The 17,014-nt window shown below is 73.9% G+C and carries 16 protein-coding genes; 11 read left to right on the top strand and 5 right to left on the bottom strand.

Annotated features, from left to right (window positions below; all coding sequences use genetic code 11):
* Positions 1-168 precede the first annotated feature (168 nt).
* From H0H10_RS14860 to H0H10_RS14835, 6 genes are all read left to right on the top strand, one after another.
* Positions 169-651 carry a carboxymuconolactone decarboxylase family protein gene (locus tag H0H10_RS14860; protein ID WP_188181396.1) on the top strand — a complete coding sequence of 161 codons (483 nt, stop codon included), beginning with the start codon at positions 169-171 and terminating at the stop codon, positions 649-651.
* On the top strand, positions 648-1,325 hold the full coding sequence (locus tag H0H10_RS14855; RefSeq protein WP_188181395.1) for a hypothetical protein: 678 nt from the start codon (positions 648-650) through the stop codon (positions 1,323-1,325). The genes H0H10_RS14860 and H0H10_RS14855 overlap by 4 nt, the downstream gene beginning before the upstream one ends.
* Positions 1,322-2,476: an FAD-dependent monooxygenase gene (locus H0H10_RS14850; protein ID WP_188181394.1), complete on the top strand. Its 1,155-nt coding sequence runs from the start codon at positions 1,322-1,324 to the stop codon at positions 2,474-2,476. Before H0H10_RS14855 ends, H0H10_RS14850 begins: the two co-directional genes overlap by 4 nt.
* 144 nt (positions 2,477-2,620) lie before the next feature.
* Positions 2,621-3,619: an aldo/keto reductase gene (locus H0H10_RS14845; protein WP_188181393.1), complete on the top strand. Its 999-nt coding sequence runs from the start codon at positions 2,621-2,623 to the stop codon at positions 3,617-3,619.
* Positions 3,620-3,668: 49 nt separating this feature from the next.
* Positions 3,669-5,192, top strand: a complete 1,524-nt coding sequence (locus tag H0H10_RS14840) for an FAD-binding oxidoreductase (RefSeq protein ID WP_188181392.1) — start codon at positions 3,669-3,671, stop codon at positions 5,190-5,192.
* Between the two features lie 35 nt (positions 5,193-5,227).
* Complete coding sequence (locus tag H0H10_RS14835) at positions 5,228-6,643, top strand: nitrosuccinate lyase (RefSeq protein WP_188181391.1); 1,416 nt, start codon at positions 5,228-5,230, stop codon at positions 6,641-6,643.
* Between the two features lie 33 nt (positions 6,644-6,676).
* Here H0H10_RS14835 and H0H10_RS14830 read toward each other — a convergent pair whose 3' ends face one another.
* A complete protein-coding gene (locus H0H10_RS14830; RefSeq protein ID WP_188181390.1) occupies positions 6,677-7,600 on the bottom strand; it encodes a ScbA/BarX family gamma-butyrolactone biosynthesis protein in 924 nt (307 codons plus the stop codon).
* Positions 7,601-7,798: 198 nt separating this feature from the next.
* On the opposite strand from H0H10_RS14830, the gene H0H10_RS14825 reads away from it, so the two are divergent.
* From H0H10_RS14825 to H0H10_RS14815, 3 genes are all read left to right on the top strand, one after another.
* Positions 7,799-8,422 carry a ScbR family autoregulator-binding transcription factor gene (locus H0H10_RS14825; protein WP_188181389.1) on the top strand — a complete coding sequence of 208 codons (624 nt, stop codon included), beginning with the start codon at positions 7,799-7,801 and terminating at the stop codon, positions 8,420-8,422.
* On the top strand, positions 8,422-9,321 hold the full coding sequence (locus H0H10_RS14820) for an NAD(P)H-binding protein (RefSeq protein WP_188181388.1): 900 nt from the start codon (positions 8,422-8,424) through the stop codon (positions 9,319-9,321). Before H0H10_RS14825 ends, H0H10_RS14820 begins: the two co-directional genes overlap by 1 nt.
* Positions 9,322-9,445: 124 nt before the next feature.
* Entirely contained in the window at positions 9,446-10,180 is a 735-nt protein-coding gene (locus tag H0H10_RS14815; protein ID WP_188181490.1) for an SDR family NAD(P)-dependent oxidoreductase, read from the top strand.
* A gap of 268 nt (positions 10,181-10,448) precedes the next feature.
* Here the strand turns inward: H0H10_RS14815 and H0H10_RS14810 are convergent, their stop codons facing one another.
* Entirely contained in the window at positions 10,449-11,039 is a 591-nt protein-coding gene (locus tag H0H10_RS14810; RefSeq protein WP_188181387.1) for a 2'-5' RNA ligase family protein, read from the bottom strand.
* 77 nt (positions 11,040-11,116) lie between these two features.
* Positions 11,117-12,532, bottom strand: coding sequence for a RodZ domain-containing protein (locus H0H10_RS14805; RefSeq protein ID WP_309141800.1), 1,416 nt, complete (start codon positions 12,530-12,532; stop codon positions 11,117-11,119).
* Positions 12,533-12,835: 303 nt separating this feature from the next.
* Between H0H10_RS14805 and H0H10_RS14800 the strand changes: the two genes are divergently transcribed.
* Positions 12,836-14,443, top strand: coding sequence for a multicopper oxidase family protein (locus H0H10_RS14800; RefSeq protein WP_188181385.1), 1,608 nt, complete (start codon positions 12,836-12,838; stop codon positions 14,441-14,443).
* A 64-nt stretch (positions 14,444-14,507) separates the two neighbouring features.
* On the opposite strand, the gene H0H10_RS14795 is transcribed toward H0H10_RS14800, so the two are convergent.
* Positions 14,508-15,080 carry a TetR/AcrR family transcriptional regulator gene (locus H0H10_RS14795; RefSeq protein ID WP_188181384.1) on the bottom strand — a complete coding sequence of 191 codons (573 nt, stop codon included), beginning with the start codon at positions 15,078-15,080 and terminating at the stop codon, positions 14,508-14,510.
* A gap of 76 nt (positions 15,081-15,156) precedes the next feature.
* Here H0H10_RS14795 and H0H10_RS14790 point away from each other — a divergent pair, with 76 nt between their 5' ends.
* Positions 15,157-15,852 carry an alpha/beta fold hydrolase gene (locus H0H10_RS14790; RefSeq protein WP_188181383.1) on the top strand — a complete coding sequence of 232 codons (696 nt, stop codon included), beginning with the start codon at positions 15,157-15,159 and terminating at the stop codon, positions 15,850-15,852.
* Between the two features lie 79 nt (positions 15,853-15,931).
* On the opposite strand, the gene H0H10_RS14785 is transcribed toward H0H10_RS14790, so the two are convergent.
* Positions 15,932-16,915 (bottom strand): helix-turn-helix domain-containing protein, encoded by a 984-nt coding sequence (locus tag H0H10_RS14785; protein ID WP_309141799.1) that lies wholly within the window; start codon positions 16,913-16,915, stop codon positions 15,932-15,934.
* Positions 16,916-17,014 lie beyond the last annotated feature (99 nt).

Raw genomic sequence — 17,014 nt, 5'->3', positions numbered from 1 at the left:
GTCCGGAGTGGGGATTCGGGCTGGAGTCGGGCCTCCGGAGATGCTTTTCGGAAAAGTTTTTTGCTCGGCCTTCGGCCCCGCACCCTCCGCCGGCCGGCCCGGCGAACGCCCTGCGACAGTGGGAAGTCGCGCTTCCCCGGGTGCCGCGGCCGTTCCTACCGTCGAGCCATGACGACCACCGAGTCCTTCCCCCGCCTGAAGCTGTCCGAGCTGACCCCGAAGGTCTACTCCGCCATGGGACGCCTGCACGCCACCGCCGAGGAGGCGGCCCTCCAGGCGGGGCTCGAGCACTCCCTCCTGGAACTGGTCAAGATCCGTGCCTCGCAGATCAACGGGTGCGCCTTCTGCATCGACATGCACACCCTGGACGCGCGTGCCGCGGGCGAGACCGAGCAGCGCCTGTACGCCCTCAACGCCTGGGAGGAGACCCCGTTCTTCTCCGCACGCGAACGCGCCGCCCTCGCCCTGACCGAGGCCGTGACCCTCGTCCACGACGGCCATGTCGGCGACGACGTCTACCGGGCCGCGCTCAAGGAGTTCGGCGAAGCCGAGGTCGCCCAGCTGATCTGGGCCATCACCGTGATCAACGCCTACAACCGGATCGCGATCTCCACCCGCATGGTGCCCGGCCACTACACGCCCAAGGCATGACCCGCCCCCACCCCGCGGCACCGGCCCGGCCCCGCCCCCACCCCCGGGCGGGCCGGGCGGTGCCCGTGCCGAGCCCGGACCCGCCCCAAAACCGCGGCGACCACCCCTGTGCCCGCCCGGCCGTGCTGCGGGCCGAGCGGTTCACCCACCCCTTCACCCGCAGGCTCCTCACCCACCAGGGCTCCACCACCGCCCTGCTGGAACAGCACCTGGCCACCCGCCTGACGCTCCGCCTGGTGAGCCAGAACGTGCAGAGCTCCCACGCCGTGGCCGCCACCGTGCTGCCCCTGCTCGGCCTGGACACCGACGTGCCGTGGCTCGTGCGGCGCACCGAACTCCACGACGACAGCGCCCGGGTGGTCTCCCGCAACCTGGTGATGGGCCCCCTGCCGCGCCGCCCGGAGATGGCCGGCATCCTCACCAGCGCCACGGTCCCGCTCGGCCGGGCCCTCGCCGGCCTGCGCCTGCCCCAGGAGCGCCGGCTGCTGCGCGTCGGCCGCTCCCCGTGGCCACCGCGGTCCCGGCCCGCCGCCTGGCGCGGCTACGTCCTCGCGGTCCCGGGCGAATCACCCTGGTACGTCGAGGAGTTCTTCCACCCCGACATCGCGCCCGCACACCTGCGCACCGCCCCGGGACCGGCACCGGGCCCCGCCGCCACGAGGGCGACGCCATGACCGAGGTCACCGTCGTCGGGGCCGGCCCCGTCGGCCTGGCCGCGGCCCTCGCCGCCCGGCACCACGGCGCCCGCGTCACCGTGCTGGAGGCCGGCGCCGAGCACCGGGGCCGCCCCGGCAGCAGAGCCATCTTCGTGCACCGGACCACCCTCGACCTGCTGGAGCGCATCAGCCCCGGCCTGGGCGGCGAGGTGGCCGGCGCAGGACTGGTGTGGCGCACCCGCCGCACGCTGTGGCGGGGACGCGAGGTCTACGCCCGCACCTACCCGGGCCCGGCCGCCCGCGCACGCTTCACCAGCCTGCCGCAGACCGTCGTCGAGGCCCTGCTGCGCCGGGCCTGCGCCCGGGCGGGCGCCGAGATCCACTGGGGCGACGCGGTGCGCGAGATCCGCAGCGGGCCCGGCGGCGTCGAACTCGTCACCGCGGCGGGGCGGCACTGGCGCACGCCCTGCGTGATCGCCGCCGACGGCGCCCGCTCCCAGGTCCGCGCCGGCCTCGGCATCCCCCTGGACGGTACGACGGCCGGCACCGGCTTCGCCGTCGTGGACGTGGCGGGCGGCCCCGGCGACGACGCGGCGGAGCGGATCTTCCACTACGGCCATCCCGGAGCCGGCGGACGCAACGTCCTGCTCGTGCCGTTCCGCGGCGGCTGGCGCGTGGACGTGCAGTGCCGGCCCGCCGACGACCCCGGCCAGTGGGCCGCGACCGCCGAACGGTGGCTGCCCGCCCTGCTGCCGGGCACCTCCGGCGCCCAGATCACCTGGTCCTCCGCCTACCGCTTCCACCAGCGCGTCGCCGCCGCCTTCAGCGACCCGCACCACCGCGTCCTGCTCGCCGGCGAAGCGGCCCACCTGCTGCCGCCCTTCGGGGCACGGGGCATGAACTCCGGGATCGCCGACGCCGTCGCCGCCGCGGACGCCGTCGCCGCGCACAGCCGGGCCGCCGTGGCCGCCTACGCGCACACCCGGCGCGCCGCCGCCCTCGCCAACGCACACGCCGCCGGGCAGGCCCTCGCCCACCTCAGCGCCGACGGACCGCTGCGGCGCACGGCCCAGCGGGCGGCGGCCCTGCTCGCCCCGGGCTGGGACCGCGCCGGACGGTGGCTGGACCGCGCCCCCTACGGGCCGCGCCTGCGCTCCGTCCGCTACTGAACCGCCGCCCGGCCAGGGGCGGCAACCCCGCCTGCCCCCAAGCGACTTGGGTGACTTGCCGTAATAAATGCCGCTTCATTGCGGTACGTCCCGCGGGCGCGCCACGATGTGGCGCACCCCCCGCCGCGCCCGAAGGAGGCCATCGTGCTCAACCGCGTTCTCGGTGCCACCGGACCCCAGGTGTCGGCCCTGGGCCTCGGCTGCATGGGCATGTCCGCCCTCTACGGACCCGCGGACGAGAAGGAGTCCCTCGCCACGCTGCACGCCGCGCTGGACGCCGGCATCACCCTGCTGGACACCGGCGACTTCTACGGCATGGGCCACAACGAACTCCTCGTCCGCGAGGCCCTGCGCCACCGCCGCCGCGACGACGTCGTGCTCAGCGTGAAGTTCGGCGCCCTGCGCCGCCCCGACGGGACCTTCCTCGGCTACGACGGCCGCCCCGCCGCCGTCCACACCTCACTGGCGTACTCGCTGCAGCGCCTGGGCACCGACCACATCGACGTCTACCGCATCGCGCGCACCGATCCGCAGGTGCCGATCGAGGAGACCGTCGGCGCCATCGCCGAAGCCGTCACCGCGGGACACGTCCGCCACATCGGGCTCTCCGAAGCCGACCCCGACACCATCCGCCGGGCCGCCGCCGTCGCCCCCGTCGCGGACCTCCAGATCGAGTACTCGGTGCTGGACCGCGGCATCGAGCGCGAGATCCTGCCCCTGTGCCGGGAACTGGGCATAGCCGTCACCGCCTACGGCGTCCTCGCCCGCGGCCTGATCAGCGACAGCTGGCCACGCGGCCGCACCTTCGCCCCCGGCGACGTCCGCGGCAAGACCCCCCGCTACACCGGCGCCGACGCCGACCACAACCTCGGCCTCGTCGACGCGCTGCGCGCCGTCGCCCGGTCCCGGGGCGCCACCGTCGCCCAGGCCGCCATCGCCTGGGCGCTCGCCCAGGGCAGCGACATCGTCCCCCTCGTCGGCGCCCGCCGCAGGGACCGCCTGCACGAGGCACTCGGCGCCCTCGACCTCACCCTCGGGCCCGAGGACCTGGCCGCCGTCGAGGCGGCCGTACCGCCCGGCGCGGCACGCGGAGACCGCTACCCCGCCGACCAAATGCCCTATCTCGCCCTCCGCAGCGCGTGAGACGACGCGCGTGAGACGACCGCAGCAGGGACATCACGGAAGGAACACCATGGTCACCAGAAGGGCCGTCCTGGGAGCCGGCACCGGCCTCACCCTGGCCGCCTCCACCGTACTGACCGGCGCCCCGCCGGCGTGGGCCCGGCCGCGCCGCACCACCACACGGTGGGAGCAGCTGCGCGCAGGGCTCCGGGGAGACCTGGTGCTCCCCCACGAGGCGGGCTACGACCAGGCCCGGCAGCTGGCCTCCGCCCAGTGGGACCACCTGCGCCCGCAGGCCGTCGCCTACTGCGAGAGCGCCCAGGACGTCAGCACCTGCATCCGGTTCGCCCAGGACCACGGCCTGCACACCGCGATACGCAGCGGCGGGCACAGCTTCACCGGCTGGTCCACCACCGAGGGCCTCGTCATCAACCTCACCCGGCTGAACGGCACCCGCGTGTGCGGCACCACCGTACGGGTCGGGCCCGCGGCCCAGATGGTCGACATCGTCACCGCGCTGGCCCCCCACGGCCTGGCCGTCCCCGGCGGGTTCTGCCCCACCGTCTGCCCCGGCGGGTTCGTCACCGGCGGCGGGCACGGCTGGCAGCACCGCAAGTACGGGCCCGCCAGCGACCGCCTCGTCTCCGCCCAGGTCGTCCTCGCCGACGGCCGCGTCGTCACCGCCTCCGCCCAGGAGAACAGCGACCTGCTGTGGGCGCTGCGCGGCGGAGGCGGCGGCAACTTCGGCGTCGTCACCGCCTTCGACCTCGCCCCCACCCGGGTGCCGGTCGCCACCACGTTCACCGTCACCTGGCCCTGGGACAAGGCACCGCAGATGCTGGCCGGCTACCAGCAGTGGGCCCAGGCCGGCGCCCCCGAACTCGCCCCGGACGCCGTGCTGTCCCTGCCGGACGCCACCGCGGGAAACGCCCCCGTCGCCCTCGTCACCGGCGCCTACCTGGGCCCCAAGGAGACGCTGGAGACGTCCCTGCGCGAACTGGCCGCCCTGGTCGGCAGCGCCCCGGCCACCCGCCAGGTCGACGAACTGCCCTACGACAAGGCGATGATGCAGCGCTTCGGCTGCGCGGACCTGACCACCCAGCAGTGCCACACCGCGGGCGCCGGCGCCGCCCTGCCGCGCACCGCCTACACCAAGAACCGCGGCCGCATGTTCAGCCGCCCCCTGCCCGCGAGCGGCATCGACGACCTGCTGACCGCGTTCGACGCCCGGCGCCGCAGCGGGCAGAACCGCTACGTCAGCCTGATGGCCCTCGGCAAGAACGCCAACCAGGTCGCCCCCGACGCCACCGCCTACGTCCACCGCGACGCCGTGTTCACCTCGGTGTTCGGCATCGACCTCACCACCGCCACGCCCACCCCGGAGGAGGAGGGCGCCGCGCAGGACTGGGTCGACGGCTGCTTCGCCGCGACCGACCCGCACTCCAACGGCCGCAGCTACGTCAACTACCCCGACCCGAAGCTGACGGACTGGGCGAGCGCCTACTACGGGCAGAACCTGCCGCGCCTGACCGAGGTCAAGCGCCACTACGACCCGCACGGCTTCTTCCGCTTCCCCCACGCCCTCACCCCCTGAACGGCCACCGCCCCGCCCACTGAGAGGTGATCCCCTTGTCCCAGGCCACCGGGCCCGCCCCGGACACGGGGCTGCTCGCCCCGGCGCGGGCGGGCACCCCCGTGGAGCCGGCCGTCGACGACCGGGCCTGGCTGGCCGCGATGCTCCAGGCGGAGGCCGCGCTCGCCAGGGCACAGGCCCGGCTCGGCACCGTACCCCCCGCCGCCGCCCGGGCCATCACCGCGGCGGCGGCCGGCTGCGGCATCGACCCGCGCGTCCTGGCCCTGGCCGCCCGGGAGACCGCCAACCCCGTGGTGTGCCTGGTGCGGGAGCTGACCCGCGTGGTCGCGGCCGAGGACCCGGCCGCCGCCGAGTACGTGCACCGCGGCTCCACCAGCCAGGACATCCTGGACACCGCCACCATGCTGGTGACCGCCCGCGCCCTGCGCCTGATCCGCAGCGACCTGCGGCGGACCGCCGAGGCCCTGGCCGCGCTGGCCCGTGCGCACCGCGACACGGTCCTCGCCGGACGCACCCTCGCCCTGCACGCCGTGCCCACCACCTTCGGCCTGAAGGCGGCGGGCTGGCGCCACCTCGTCCTGGACGCCGTCGACCGCGTCGACCGCCTCCTGGACGGCGGCCTGCCGGTCTCCCTGGGCGGCGCCGCCGGCACCCTGGCCGGCTACCTGGAACAGGCCGCGCCCCAGGGCGCCGCGGCCGTGCCCGACCACCCGGCCCGGCTGACGGCGGCCTTCGCCGAGGAGACCGGCCTGGCCGCACCCGTGCTGCCCTGGCACAGCCTGCGCACACCGGTCGCCGACACCGCCGCGGTGCTCGCCTTCACGGCGGGCGCCCTGGGCAAGTTCGCCGTCGACGTGCAGGGCCTCGCCCGTACGGAGGTGGCGGAGGCCGCCGAGCCGTCCGCGCCGGGCCGCGGCAGCTCCTCGGCCATGCCGCACAAACGCAACCCGGTGCTGTCGACCCTGATCCGCAGCGTCGCCCTCCAGGTCCCGGCGCTGGCGTCGACCCTGTTCCAGTGCCTGACCGCGGAGGACGAACGCTCGGCCGGTGCCTGGCACGCCGAGTGGCAGCCCCTGCGCGAGTGCCTGCGCCTGGTGGGCGGGGCCGCCCACACCGCGGCGGCACTCGCCGAGGGGCTGCGGGTCGCCCCCGAGCGGATGCGGCGCAACGCCGAGCTGACCGGCGGGCTGATGCTGTCCGAGCGGATCGCCGCCGCCCTCGCCCCCCACCTGGGCCGGGCACGGGCCAAGGACCTGCTGTCCGGCGCCGCCGACGAGGCCGGCCGGTCGGGCAGGCCGCTGGCCGAGGTGCTGGCGTCCGCGCCGGAACTCGCCGGCCGGCCGGATCTCGTCGCCGCGCTGCCGGCGCTGCTCGACCCGCGCGGCTACACCGGCGCCGCCGGCCTGCTCGTGGACCGGGCCCTGGAGCGGTCCTGGGACCGGGAGGGCTGAGGCCCTGGGCCCGGGGGGTGAGGCGCCACCGGCTCACACGGCCAGCGCGGTCACCACACTGGAGAACACGTTCCGGCCGCCCTGCGAGGCCAGCACCTCGACGCGGTGCCGCGAGGCGTCACCGGTGGGCAGCGGCTGCGCCGTGACATGGCACGGCGTGTCGAACTCGGCGAACTGGAGGAACGTCGACTCGAACCTGACGGGATACACGCCCCGCGGCCCGCACGCCGCGTGTGCGGCCTGCCGGGCGGCCTCCAGCAGCAGCATCCCGGGCGAGTGGTCCACCGGGTGGTCGAAGAGAACGGGGTGGGCCGTGTCGTTGCGCAGGGTCCACCGCCCGGCCCGGCCGGACGGCGAGAGCACCACGTCGCGGGCGTCGGCACGCCCCACCAGGGCCGCCGGGACCGGGGCGGGCGGCCGGCCGGCGGTGACCGCGGCCCGGTGCGCGTCGGCGTGGGGGCCGCGCAGCCGCCGGTAGACGGAGGGCGGGTGGACGGAGAAGCGCGCCTGCGCCGTCCCCAGGTGCACGCCGTCGCGCAGGCCGACCACATGGAAGGTCAGCGCGGCCACCCGGCCCCGGCTGCGGCGTATGTCGGAGCAGGTGACGAACAGGTCGAGCACGGCGGGACCGTCCTGGACGGCCATCGCCGTGGGGACGACCTCGAAGCTCAGGTACTGCCAGACGAGGTGGTGGTCGAACGGGACGTCGAACCCGGTGTGCGACAGCAGCGGAAAGCACTGCCGCACGCTCTCGGCGAAGAGCATCGGATCGTGCAGACCGGCCTGGCCGGCATAGAAGCGATGGGTCCGCGGCCAGCGCGCGGACACGATGAAGGAGTCCGGACGCAGCCCGGACCATCCCGTGAGGAGAACCTCGGCTGCGTCGCGCTTGTGCACATAACGCGCGGGAACAGCCGATTCCACCGAGGCGAGCGCGGGTTGTTCGACGACAGGCATGAATCCCCCCAGTGATCGTGAACGCGGACGAGGCTGAGCCCTACTTCGTGGCTCGGTGAAACCGCGCAACAACATAACGAGTGTTCTCTTTTCTTGTCGAGGCCCGAATTCAAGCCGTTCTCAAGGCGGTTGACGATCACTTCCGCACGCGCTTAACATAACGAGTGTTCGTTTTTCCTCTGGGAGGGAGCAGGGCGTATGCCTGCGGAACCCAAGCAGCAACGCGCCCTGAAGACGCGCGACGACATCCTCCGCGGAGCGGCCCTGGCCTTCGAGGACTTCGGCTACAAGGGCGCCAGCATGCGGGAGATCGCCGCCCGGTCGGGCGTCACCCTGGGCGCGGTCTACTTCCACTTCGCCGGCAAGCAGGAACTCGCCCGCGCCGTCATCCTCGCCCAGCCCGACGTCATGGTCCCCAAGCTCCAGTCCGTCGGCATCCAGCGACTGGTGGACCTCACCCTGGTGTGGGCCCACGAGATCAACGCCAACCCGGTGATGCGCGCCGCGGTCCGGCTCGCCGTCGAGCAGCAGGCCCACGGCATCGAGGAGGACACCTCCTTCCAGGAATGGGAAGTCCTCTTCCGCAAGTGGCTGGAAGAGGCCCGCGACGAGGGTGAACTCGCCCCCGGAGCCAGCACGGGAGCGGTCGCCGAGTTCATGGTGGGTGCCATGACCGGCATGCAGCACCACGCCCGCCTCACCGGCAAGATCAACACCCTCGGCGACCGCGTCGTCCGCATGTGGCAGCTGCTCCTGCCCGGGCTCACCACCCCGGACGTCGCCGCCCGCCTCGACCTCGACCCCCGGCGAGGCGCGGCCTGATGACCCGGCACACCCCCCACCGGACCGAACCGGCCACGCCGTTACCGAGACTGACGATCGCCGTCACCGGCGCCACCGGCACCATCGGCAGCCGCGTCGCGGCCCGCCTCGCGCCCCACCACCACGTACGGGCCGTCACCCGCGACCCCGAAGCCGCCGAACGCCGCGGCGTCGCGGGCGAGAAGATACGCGCCGACTTCACCGACCGGCGCGCCCTGCGCCCCGCTCTCGCCGGCGCCGACGCGCTCCTGCTCATCACCAGCGACCCCCTGCGCCCCGACCACGACGAGACGCTGCTGAGGACCGCACGGGAACAAGGCGTACGCCACGTCGTCAAGCTCTCCGCCCTCGCCGTCACCGACCCCGGCGCCCAGGACCTGATCACCCGATGGCAGCGCCGGTGCGAGGCACTCGTCCGCGACAGCGGCCTGCCCTGGACCCTGCTGCGGCCCCGGGCGTTCATGTCGAAGGCCCTCGACTGGATCCCGTCCGTCCGCACCGAAGGCGTCGTCAGCGCCGTGTACGGCACCTCACGCAACTCCTGCATCGACCCCGACGACATCGCCGCGGCAGCCGCCCGCGTCCTGACGACCCCCGGCCACGCGGGCCGCAGCTACGCCCTGACCGGACCCCAGGCGCTGTCCGCACGCGAGCAGACCGACCTCCTCGCCCGCCGGCTGCACCGGCCCCTGCGATTCCGGGAACTGACGTGCGACCAGGCGTGGGAGCTGTGGCGCAGGCGCTACCCCGAACCCATCGCCCGTGCCATCGCCGAGAGCGCCCGACGACAGCAGGCCGGCGCCAAGGAACACGTGACCGACGGAATCCGGCAGCTCCTCGGCCGGGAGCCCGCACCGTTCACCGACTGGGCCGCCCGGCACGCACCCCGCTTCCGCTGAGGCACCCGCGCCCGCGACGGCGCCCCACACGACCCTGCACCTGCTGGCCCGACACAGAGGGGGAGCGAAGCCAGTGGCAGCTCAGAACGGAACCGGAACACCGCTGCTCAGCGGCGCGACCGTCATGATCACCGGAGCGTCCAGCGGCATCGGCGAGGCCGCCGCCCGGCTGTTCGCCGCGGAAGGAGCGGCCCTCGTTCTCATGGCCCGCCGCGCCGACCGCCTGCGCGCCCTCGCCGACGACATCACCGCGGCCGGCGGCAGCGCCCTGGCCGTACCCGGCGACGTCACCGACCCGGACGACGTCAACCGGGCCGTCGAACAAGCCGCGCAGACCTACGGCGGCCTCGACGCGGCCTTCAACAACGCCGGCTGGGCCACCGCCGGAACGGCCCTGCACGAAACCGACGACTCCGTCTTCACCCAGGTCCTCGACGTCAACCTGCGCGGAGTGTGGAACTGCCTGAAGGCACAGATCCCGGCCATGCTCGCCTCCGCGACCGGCGGCTCCATCGTCAACACCGCCAGCGTCGCCGGCCTGCGCGCCACCGGCGCCACCGCCCCCTACATCGCCGCCAAGCACGCCGTCATCGGCCTCACCCGCGCCGCCGCCGACGAGTACGGCGAACAAGGCATCCGCGTCAACGCGCTCGTCGTCGGCAGCACCCGCACCGAGCTGATCGACGACGTCCTGGCCAAGGCACCGTCCCTCAAGGACAGCTTCGTCTCCCGCTCCGTGCAGAAACGCATCGCCGCCCCGGACGAGGTGGCCCAGGCCGCCGCCTGGCTGTGCAGCAGGCGCGCCTCCTTCGTCACCGGCACCGCCATGGCCGTGGACGGCGGCTGGACGGCCACCTGACGGGGCGGCCGGCGCATGCCGCAGGCACGGCATGCGCCGGCCGGTCTTCATCGACCGCCTCCCGACACCCTCGTGGCACCTTTGGCACGGGACCACACACGACGTGCTCGCCTGCTGGTACGACGCGGACCGCTCCGCCATCACCCGCACCATCGGCGAGGTGAGGCCCCTGCTCGCTGAGCGGGGCTGCACCACCCCGGCCGCCGCGAGCACAGTGAGCGGAAACGGCCTCACGCTCACCCTTGGGCCGGCACCACGCCCACCGCGGCTACGGCCGGCGGATCTCGCCCGTGCCCAGGGTGATCACGGCGCGGGGCCGCATGGGCTCCTCGCCGTGACGGGAGAGCAGGACCACCTCCTCCACCCGTGCCGACAGCGTGCCGAGCCGGGCGGCGCACTCGGTCGCCAGGCGCTTCGGGTTCTGGGTGCGGCCGAGGGACAGATGCGGGGTGAAGCGGCCGCCGCGCCCCTGGCAGAGCGGGAACCGCAGTTGCAGCTCCCGGTGGAGACGGGCCCAGGGCGCCGGGTCTGCCGCGGCCGGATCGAGCCAGACCGTCGCGTAGTGGCGGTGCCGGAAGTACCGCACACCGGCCAGGCGCGCCGTGAACACCGCGGTGCGGGCCGCGACGGCGGACAGCAGCGGCACGGCCCGCGTGAACTCCTCCTCCGGCACGAAGCCGAACAGCAGGTTCACATGCGGTGGCCAGCGACGCACCTGCGGATCGTGCTCCCAGCGGATGTCCTGAATCGCCGGCCAGAGCTCCCGCGGCGGCAGCCATGCCACCGCCGTGCGGGGCGTCGGTCCCACCTGCAGTGCCGCCATGGGCTCGGCCCCGCCGGAGGCCGGAATCCCTTCCACACGGCCATGGTCCCAGTCGGACTCCCAAGACGTGCGGGGACTCTCCGGCGGGGCGCGTGATTGCGGCCCGCCAGGCCTCAGGAGTCCTTCGTGTACGTCAGCCGCTCCACCTGCCCGGGCGCGAACTCGTTCCCGATCCGTTTGCCGTTGACGACGAGCTGTACGGCGCTCGCATCGCCGAGTACCAAGGTGACCGACTCCTCGTCCGTGAAGGTCTTGCTCTCGCCCTGCCCGAGCAGTCCGTCGAAGAGCAGGCGGCCCGCGGAGTTCTTGGCCGAGACCCAGCTCCGCCGGTCCGTGCCGCTGACCTGGACCTTGACCTTGCCCTCTTCCCCCGGCTCCGGGGCGACCGCACTGCCGGTGGGGCCGGGCTCGGGCTCCGAAGCGGCCGACGAAGCCGACGAAGCCGACGAAGCCGACGAAGCCGACGAAGCCGACGGAGACGTCGACGAGGAGGCGGAAGGGGTGTCGGTACCCGCGCCCTGCTGGGTGAAGTACACCGCGCCCCCGATGAGCGCACCCGCGGCAGCCACGGCCGTGAGCACCATGGCGAGCACCCGCCCGCGTCGCCCGTCGTCGCGGTTCCGCTCCGGTGCTTGCCGGCTGCCCCCGAGCCCGGGGCCGGCGGTGGGTGCGTTGCTGAACCCGTCCGCACCGCCGTCCGGCGCGGCCGTGGCCCGGGAACCCAGCGCCATGGTCGGGCCCGCCTCCCCGGGGACGGCCAGGGTGGGCTCGTGGGGGGCCGGGACCGGCAGCAGCAGATTCAGGATCTGGTCCAGGGTGGGGCGCTGCGCCGGGTCCTTGGACAGGCAGGCGGCGATCAGGGGCTGCAGGCCGGGCGGCACCGCGGACAGGTCCGCGGGTTCGTGCACCGACCGGTACATCAGCCCCATGGGAGCGCCGTCGCCGAAGGCACTGCCGCCGGCCGCCGCGACGAGTACCGCGCCGAGAGCGAACACATCGGCAGCGCCGCTGACTTCACGGCCCTGCGCCTGTTCGGGGGCCAGGTACCCGGGGGTGCCGAAGGCGGCGCCGGTGGACGTGAGCCGGGTGGACTCCACAGCTCGTGCGATGCCGAAGTCGAGGACCCGTGGGCCGTCCTCGGCCATGATGATGTTCCCTGGCTTCAGGTCACGGTGGACGAGCCCGCAGGCGTGGATGGCCTTGAGGGCCTCCGCCAGGGCGGCGCCCAGCAGCCGCAGCCGGCCCTCGTCCATCGGCCCCCGGTCCGCGAGCAGAGCGGACAGGGTGGGACCCGGGATGTACGCCGTGGCCAGCCACGGTGCTTCCGCGTCCGGGTCCGCGTCCACGACCGGGGCGGTGTGGAAGCCACCCACCTTGCGGGCCGCCTCGACCTCGGCACGGAACCGTTCGCGGAAATGCCGGTCACCGGCCAGATCGGCGTGTGCCACTTTGACGGCCACCGCACGGCCGCCGCGGGAGCGGGCCAGGTAGACCGTCCCCATGCCCCCGGTGCCCAGCTTCCGTTCCACGGTATACCCGCCGATACGCTCTGGCAGGTCCGAGCCGAACCCCATCCCGTGCAAGCCCCTCCGCCGCCGTCCCGCGCATCAGTATGACCAACCGGCGGACACCGCACGGCCATTCGGCCGACGGGCCGGAGCGGCACCCGCACCGGAAAGCATGCCACGCCACCGGCCTTCGCGGACCGGGCGTCACCCGGGACCCGTCGACACGTACGGGGTCCTGGACCGGCCCCCGTAGGGGACGTGCCAGGGGCGGTTCAGGGCGGCTCCCGGATGCTGGCGGCACCCCTGGACCGAGATCGTCGGGGCATGGCGAAAACGGGGACGGCGAGCGAACCGGGCAAGACGGGGAAGCAGGGGGGAGAGGCGGCCGGGCCGCGCGGCGGGAGGAAGGGGCGCCGCACCCTCAGGCGAGTCCTGATCACCCTCGGCACGGTCGCGACCGTGCTGCTCGTCCTGCTCGGCGCGGGGTTCGCATGGCTGTGGACCGGCGCCGACACCAGCACGGTCGGCGAGACCTCGTTCACCAACGAACTCGCCGTCCCCCCACTCGCCGAACCGACCCGGGTCAAGGCCGACGGCACCAAGGTCTTCGACCTCGCGATGCGCGCCGGCGAGAAGGAGTTCCGGCCGGGCCGGAAGACCACCACCTGGGGCTTCAACGGCGACCACCTCGGCCCGACACTGCGCGCCGAACGCGGTGACAAGGTGGAGGTCAGGGTGCGCAACACGCTTGACGAGCCGTCGACCGTGCACTGGCACGGCATGCACCTGCCCGCGCGGATGGACGGCGGCCCCCACCAGATGGTGCCGCCGGGCGCCACGTGGACCCCGCACTGGACGATCGATCAGCCCGCCGCCACCCTCTGGTACCACCCGCACCCGCACGGGAAGACCGAGACACACGTCCAGCGCGGCCTCGCCGGGATGTTCCTCCTCGACGACCAGCGGTCCTCCGCCCTGCCGCTGCCGAAGACGTACGGCGTCGACGACCTGCCCGTCATCGTCCAGGACGTGACGTTCGACGGCGCCCGGTTCGACCACGGGCACGGCTTCATGCGGAACGTCGGGTTCCTCGGCGACCGCACCATGGTCAACGGCACCCTCGATCCGTACCGGGAGGTCCGTGACGAACTGGTGCGACTGCGGCTGCTCAACGCCTCGACGGCCCGGGTGTACTCCTTCGGCTTCGACGACAACCGGCGCTACGCCCAGATAGCGACCGACGGCGGACTCCTGGAACGCCCCGCGCAGACCCGGCGGCTGCAGCTCTCACCGGGCGAGCGCGCCGAGATCGTCGTACGCATGCGGCCCGGCGAGCGCACCACATTGCGCAGCTTTCCGCAGGACAACTACGGCGATGCCTGGAACACCCGGTTCGGCGGGGGCGACGACTCGTTCGACGTCCTGCAACTGCGGGCGGCGACGACGCTCCGCCCCTCGCCCGAACTGCCCGGCCGTATGGGCGAACTGGAGGTGCCGGACGCCTCGGACGCGGTCCGCGCCCGCCACTTCGACCTGAAGATGTCCGGCATCAACGGGCGCAAGATGGCCATGGACCGAGTCGACGAGACGGTCACCCGCGGCACCACCGAGACCTGGACCGTCCGCAACACCAACGGCATGCCGCACAACTTCCACGTCCACGACGTACAGTTCCGCGTCCTGGAGGTGAACGGACAAACCCCGCCGGCACACCTGCGCGGCGCCAAGGACACCGTCTTCCTGCCGAACGGCACGACCATGAAGCTGGCGATGCGCTTCGACGGGCCGCCCGATCCGGACACCCCGTACATGTACCACTGCCACCTCCTGTACCACGAGGACCTGGGCATGATGGGCCAGTTCGTCGTGGTCGAGAAGGGCGAGCGAGCCGGCCGGCCGGCCGTCCGGGACGACGCGCACGCAGGGCACTGACGTGATGGACGACGACAGACACGGACGACGAGCGGTTCACGGCAGCCACCCCTGCCCGTCCGGCCTACTGCGTGGACTGCCCGACGCCCGACAGGCGCTCCACTGCGCCGAGGAAGTCACGGAAGGCCTGGTCGGTGCGCGCGGTGTCGCCGGTGGCATCGAGGTCCATGAGGAGTCCGCGGATGACGGCGAGAGCGAGCGTCGCGAGATCCGGCCGGCCGATGCTGCGCAGACCGTCCTCGAGCGGCCCGAGCCAGTCGGTCGTCGCGGTGCGCCGGAAGCCGGGCCACAACTGCTGCTCGGCACTCTCGCGCAGCTGACCGAACATGCGCAGGTACGGCCGCCCGTCCGGGCCGGTGATGGAGGTCCAGGCGCGCTCCAGGGTGGCCGTGTAGGGCTCGTCGGGGCGCGCCCGCAGGAGGTCACCGAAGGTGTCGAGCTGGCGTTGCCGCGCACGCCCGAGGACGGCCCGCAGCAGGGCGTCGCGGGTGCCGAAGTGATAGATCAGCATGCGGGCCGAGGTGCCGGTGGCGGTGGCCAGCGGCTCGAGCCGGTCGGGGAGGCCGTGCGCGAGAGCGTGATCAGCGCAGGCATCGAGCAGCCTCTCCTTGATGTGCGGTTGCGGTCGTCTGCCCACGGCCTCACTTTTTCACGTAACGGCAGCTACGTCTACCGTTGACCGAAAGGCGGTCGAGGCGGACGTGGAGGCAGCGATGAGGGTCGTGTTCGTGCATGGGGCCTGCGTGCGGGACGGGTCATGGTGGTGGCACCGCACCGCCGAACTGCTGCAGGAGCGAGGAGTGCCGAGCGCGGCACCGGCGCTGCCGAGCTGCGGCGAGACGGGCCTGCCCGGCGGCGCCGGCGGTCCGGGGCTGCCCGAGGACGTCGCCGCGGTGCGGCAGGTGCTGCAGGCCGGCGACGAGCCGACCGTCGTGGTCGCCCACAGCTACGGCGGCATCGTCACCGCGGAAGCCGCCGCGGGAATCGGGTCGGTACGCCACCTGCTGCTGGTCTCCAGCTACCTGCCCGAGGTAGGGCAGAGCCTGTCGGATTTCGGGGACGCCGGCCCCGCCCCGTTCCTCGACGTCGACCCCGACGCCGGCACCTTCGGGGTTCGCCCCGAACTGCTCGTGGACACGTTCCTGCAGGACTGCGACCCCGCGGTCCGGACACAGGCGGCGGACCACCTCGCCCGGCAGAGCGTGCAGGTGACCGGGCAGCCGGTCAAAGCGGCCGCATGGCAGCAGGTGCCCTCGACGTATCTCGTCTGCGCCCAGGACCGCGGCACCCCGCCGCGCCTGCAGCGCGAGTTCGCCCGCCGGGCCGGCAGCGTCGTCGAACTCGACGCCGGCCACCACCCGTTCCTGTCCCAGCCCGCCGCCGTCCGGGACCTGCTGCTGAGCCTGTGACGGCAGCCGCGGACGAGCCGGGGCGGCCACCATCACGGCACGCCGCCGGTCCGGGACCGGATCCCAGTGAGCGGCCGGCTCAGGGCCGTTGGTGCTGCTGCCGGCCGTCGTCGCGGCCGGACCGGTTCCGCCTGCGGAACGTGCGGCGGTAGGTGTTCGGGGGCAGGCCGACCGTGCGGTTGAAGTGCCGGCGCAGCGTTGTGGCGGTGCCCATGCCGGTGGCCGCCGCGACGGCGTCGACGCTGTCGTCGGTCGTCTCCAGCAACTCCTGGGCGCGGCGGATCCGTTGGATGAGCAGCCACTGCAGGGGAGTGGTACCGGTCGCGGCCCTGAAGTGGCGGCCCAGGTGGCGCGAGCTCATCCGCGCCCGGCGGGCCAGATCCTCCACCGTCAGCGGCTGGTCGAGCCGTTCCAGCACCCAGGGGAGCAGTTCGGCGAGGGGCTGATGGTCCGGGGCGGGCACCGGGGCAGTGACGAACTGGGCCTGCCCGCCGTCCCGGTGCGGCGGCACGACCAGGCGGCGGGCGACGGCGTTGGCGGTCGCCGAGCCCCGGTCGAGGCGGATGAGGTGCAGGCACAGGTCCATGGCGGCGGCCTTGCCGGCGGAGGTGAGCACGCTGCCGTTGTCCACGTAGAGGACGTCCGGGTCCACCTCGACCTTCGGATGGCGGTCGGCCAGGGCCCGGGTGTGCGCCCAGTGCGTGGTCGCGCGCAGGCCGTCCAGCAGGCCGGCGGAGGCCAGGACGAAGGCGCCCGTGCACAGGGAGACCAGGCGTGCGCCCGCCTCATGGGCCGCGCGCACCGCGTCGACCAGCTCGGCGGGCGGGTCCTCGTCGACGTCGGCCCAGCCCGGGACGATCACGGTGTCGGCGTGGGGGAGCCAGTCGAGTCCGTGATCGGGCTCGAGCAGGAACCGGCCGGCCCGTACCGGACCGGGCCCGCAGACGACGAGGCGGTACCAGGGACCCGCCACGCCGTCCGGGGCGGCGTCGAAGACCTCGTACGCCAGGGCCAGTTCGAAGTGAAGCATCCCGTCGGTGACGGCCAGCGCGACAGTGTCCACGTCCGGAAGTGTACGGGTCATGTCGTTCCGGACACTCGTGCGCGCACCCTGCCCCCGCCAGGATGGTCGCGACGGAGCCGAACGGATCATTCGAGCGGG

This window comes from Streptomyces griseicoloratus (assembly GCF_014534645.1).
Lineage (GTDB): Bacteria > Actinomycetota > Actinomycetes > Streptomycetales > Streptomycetaceae > Streptomyces > Streptomyces griseicoloratus.
Note: the sequence above shows the minus strand (reverse complement) of the source record. Positions and strands in the feature narration are given on the sequence as shown.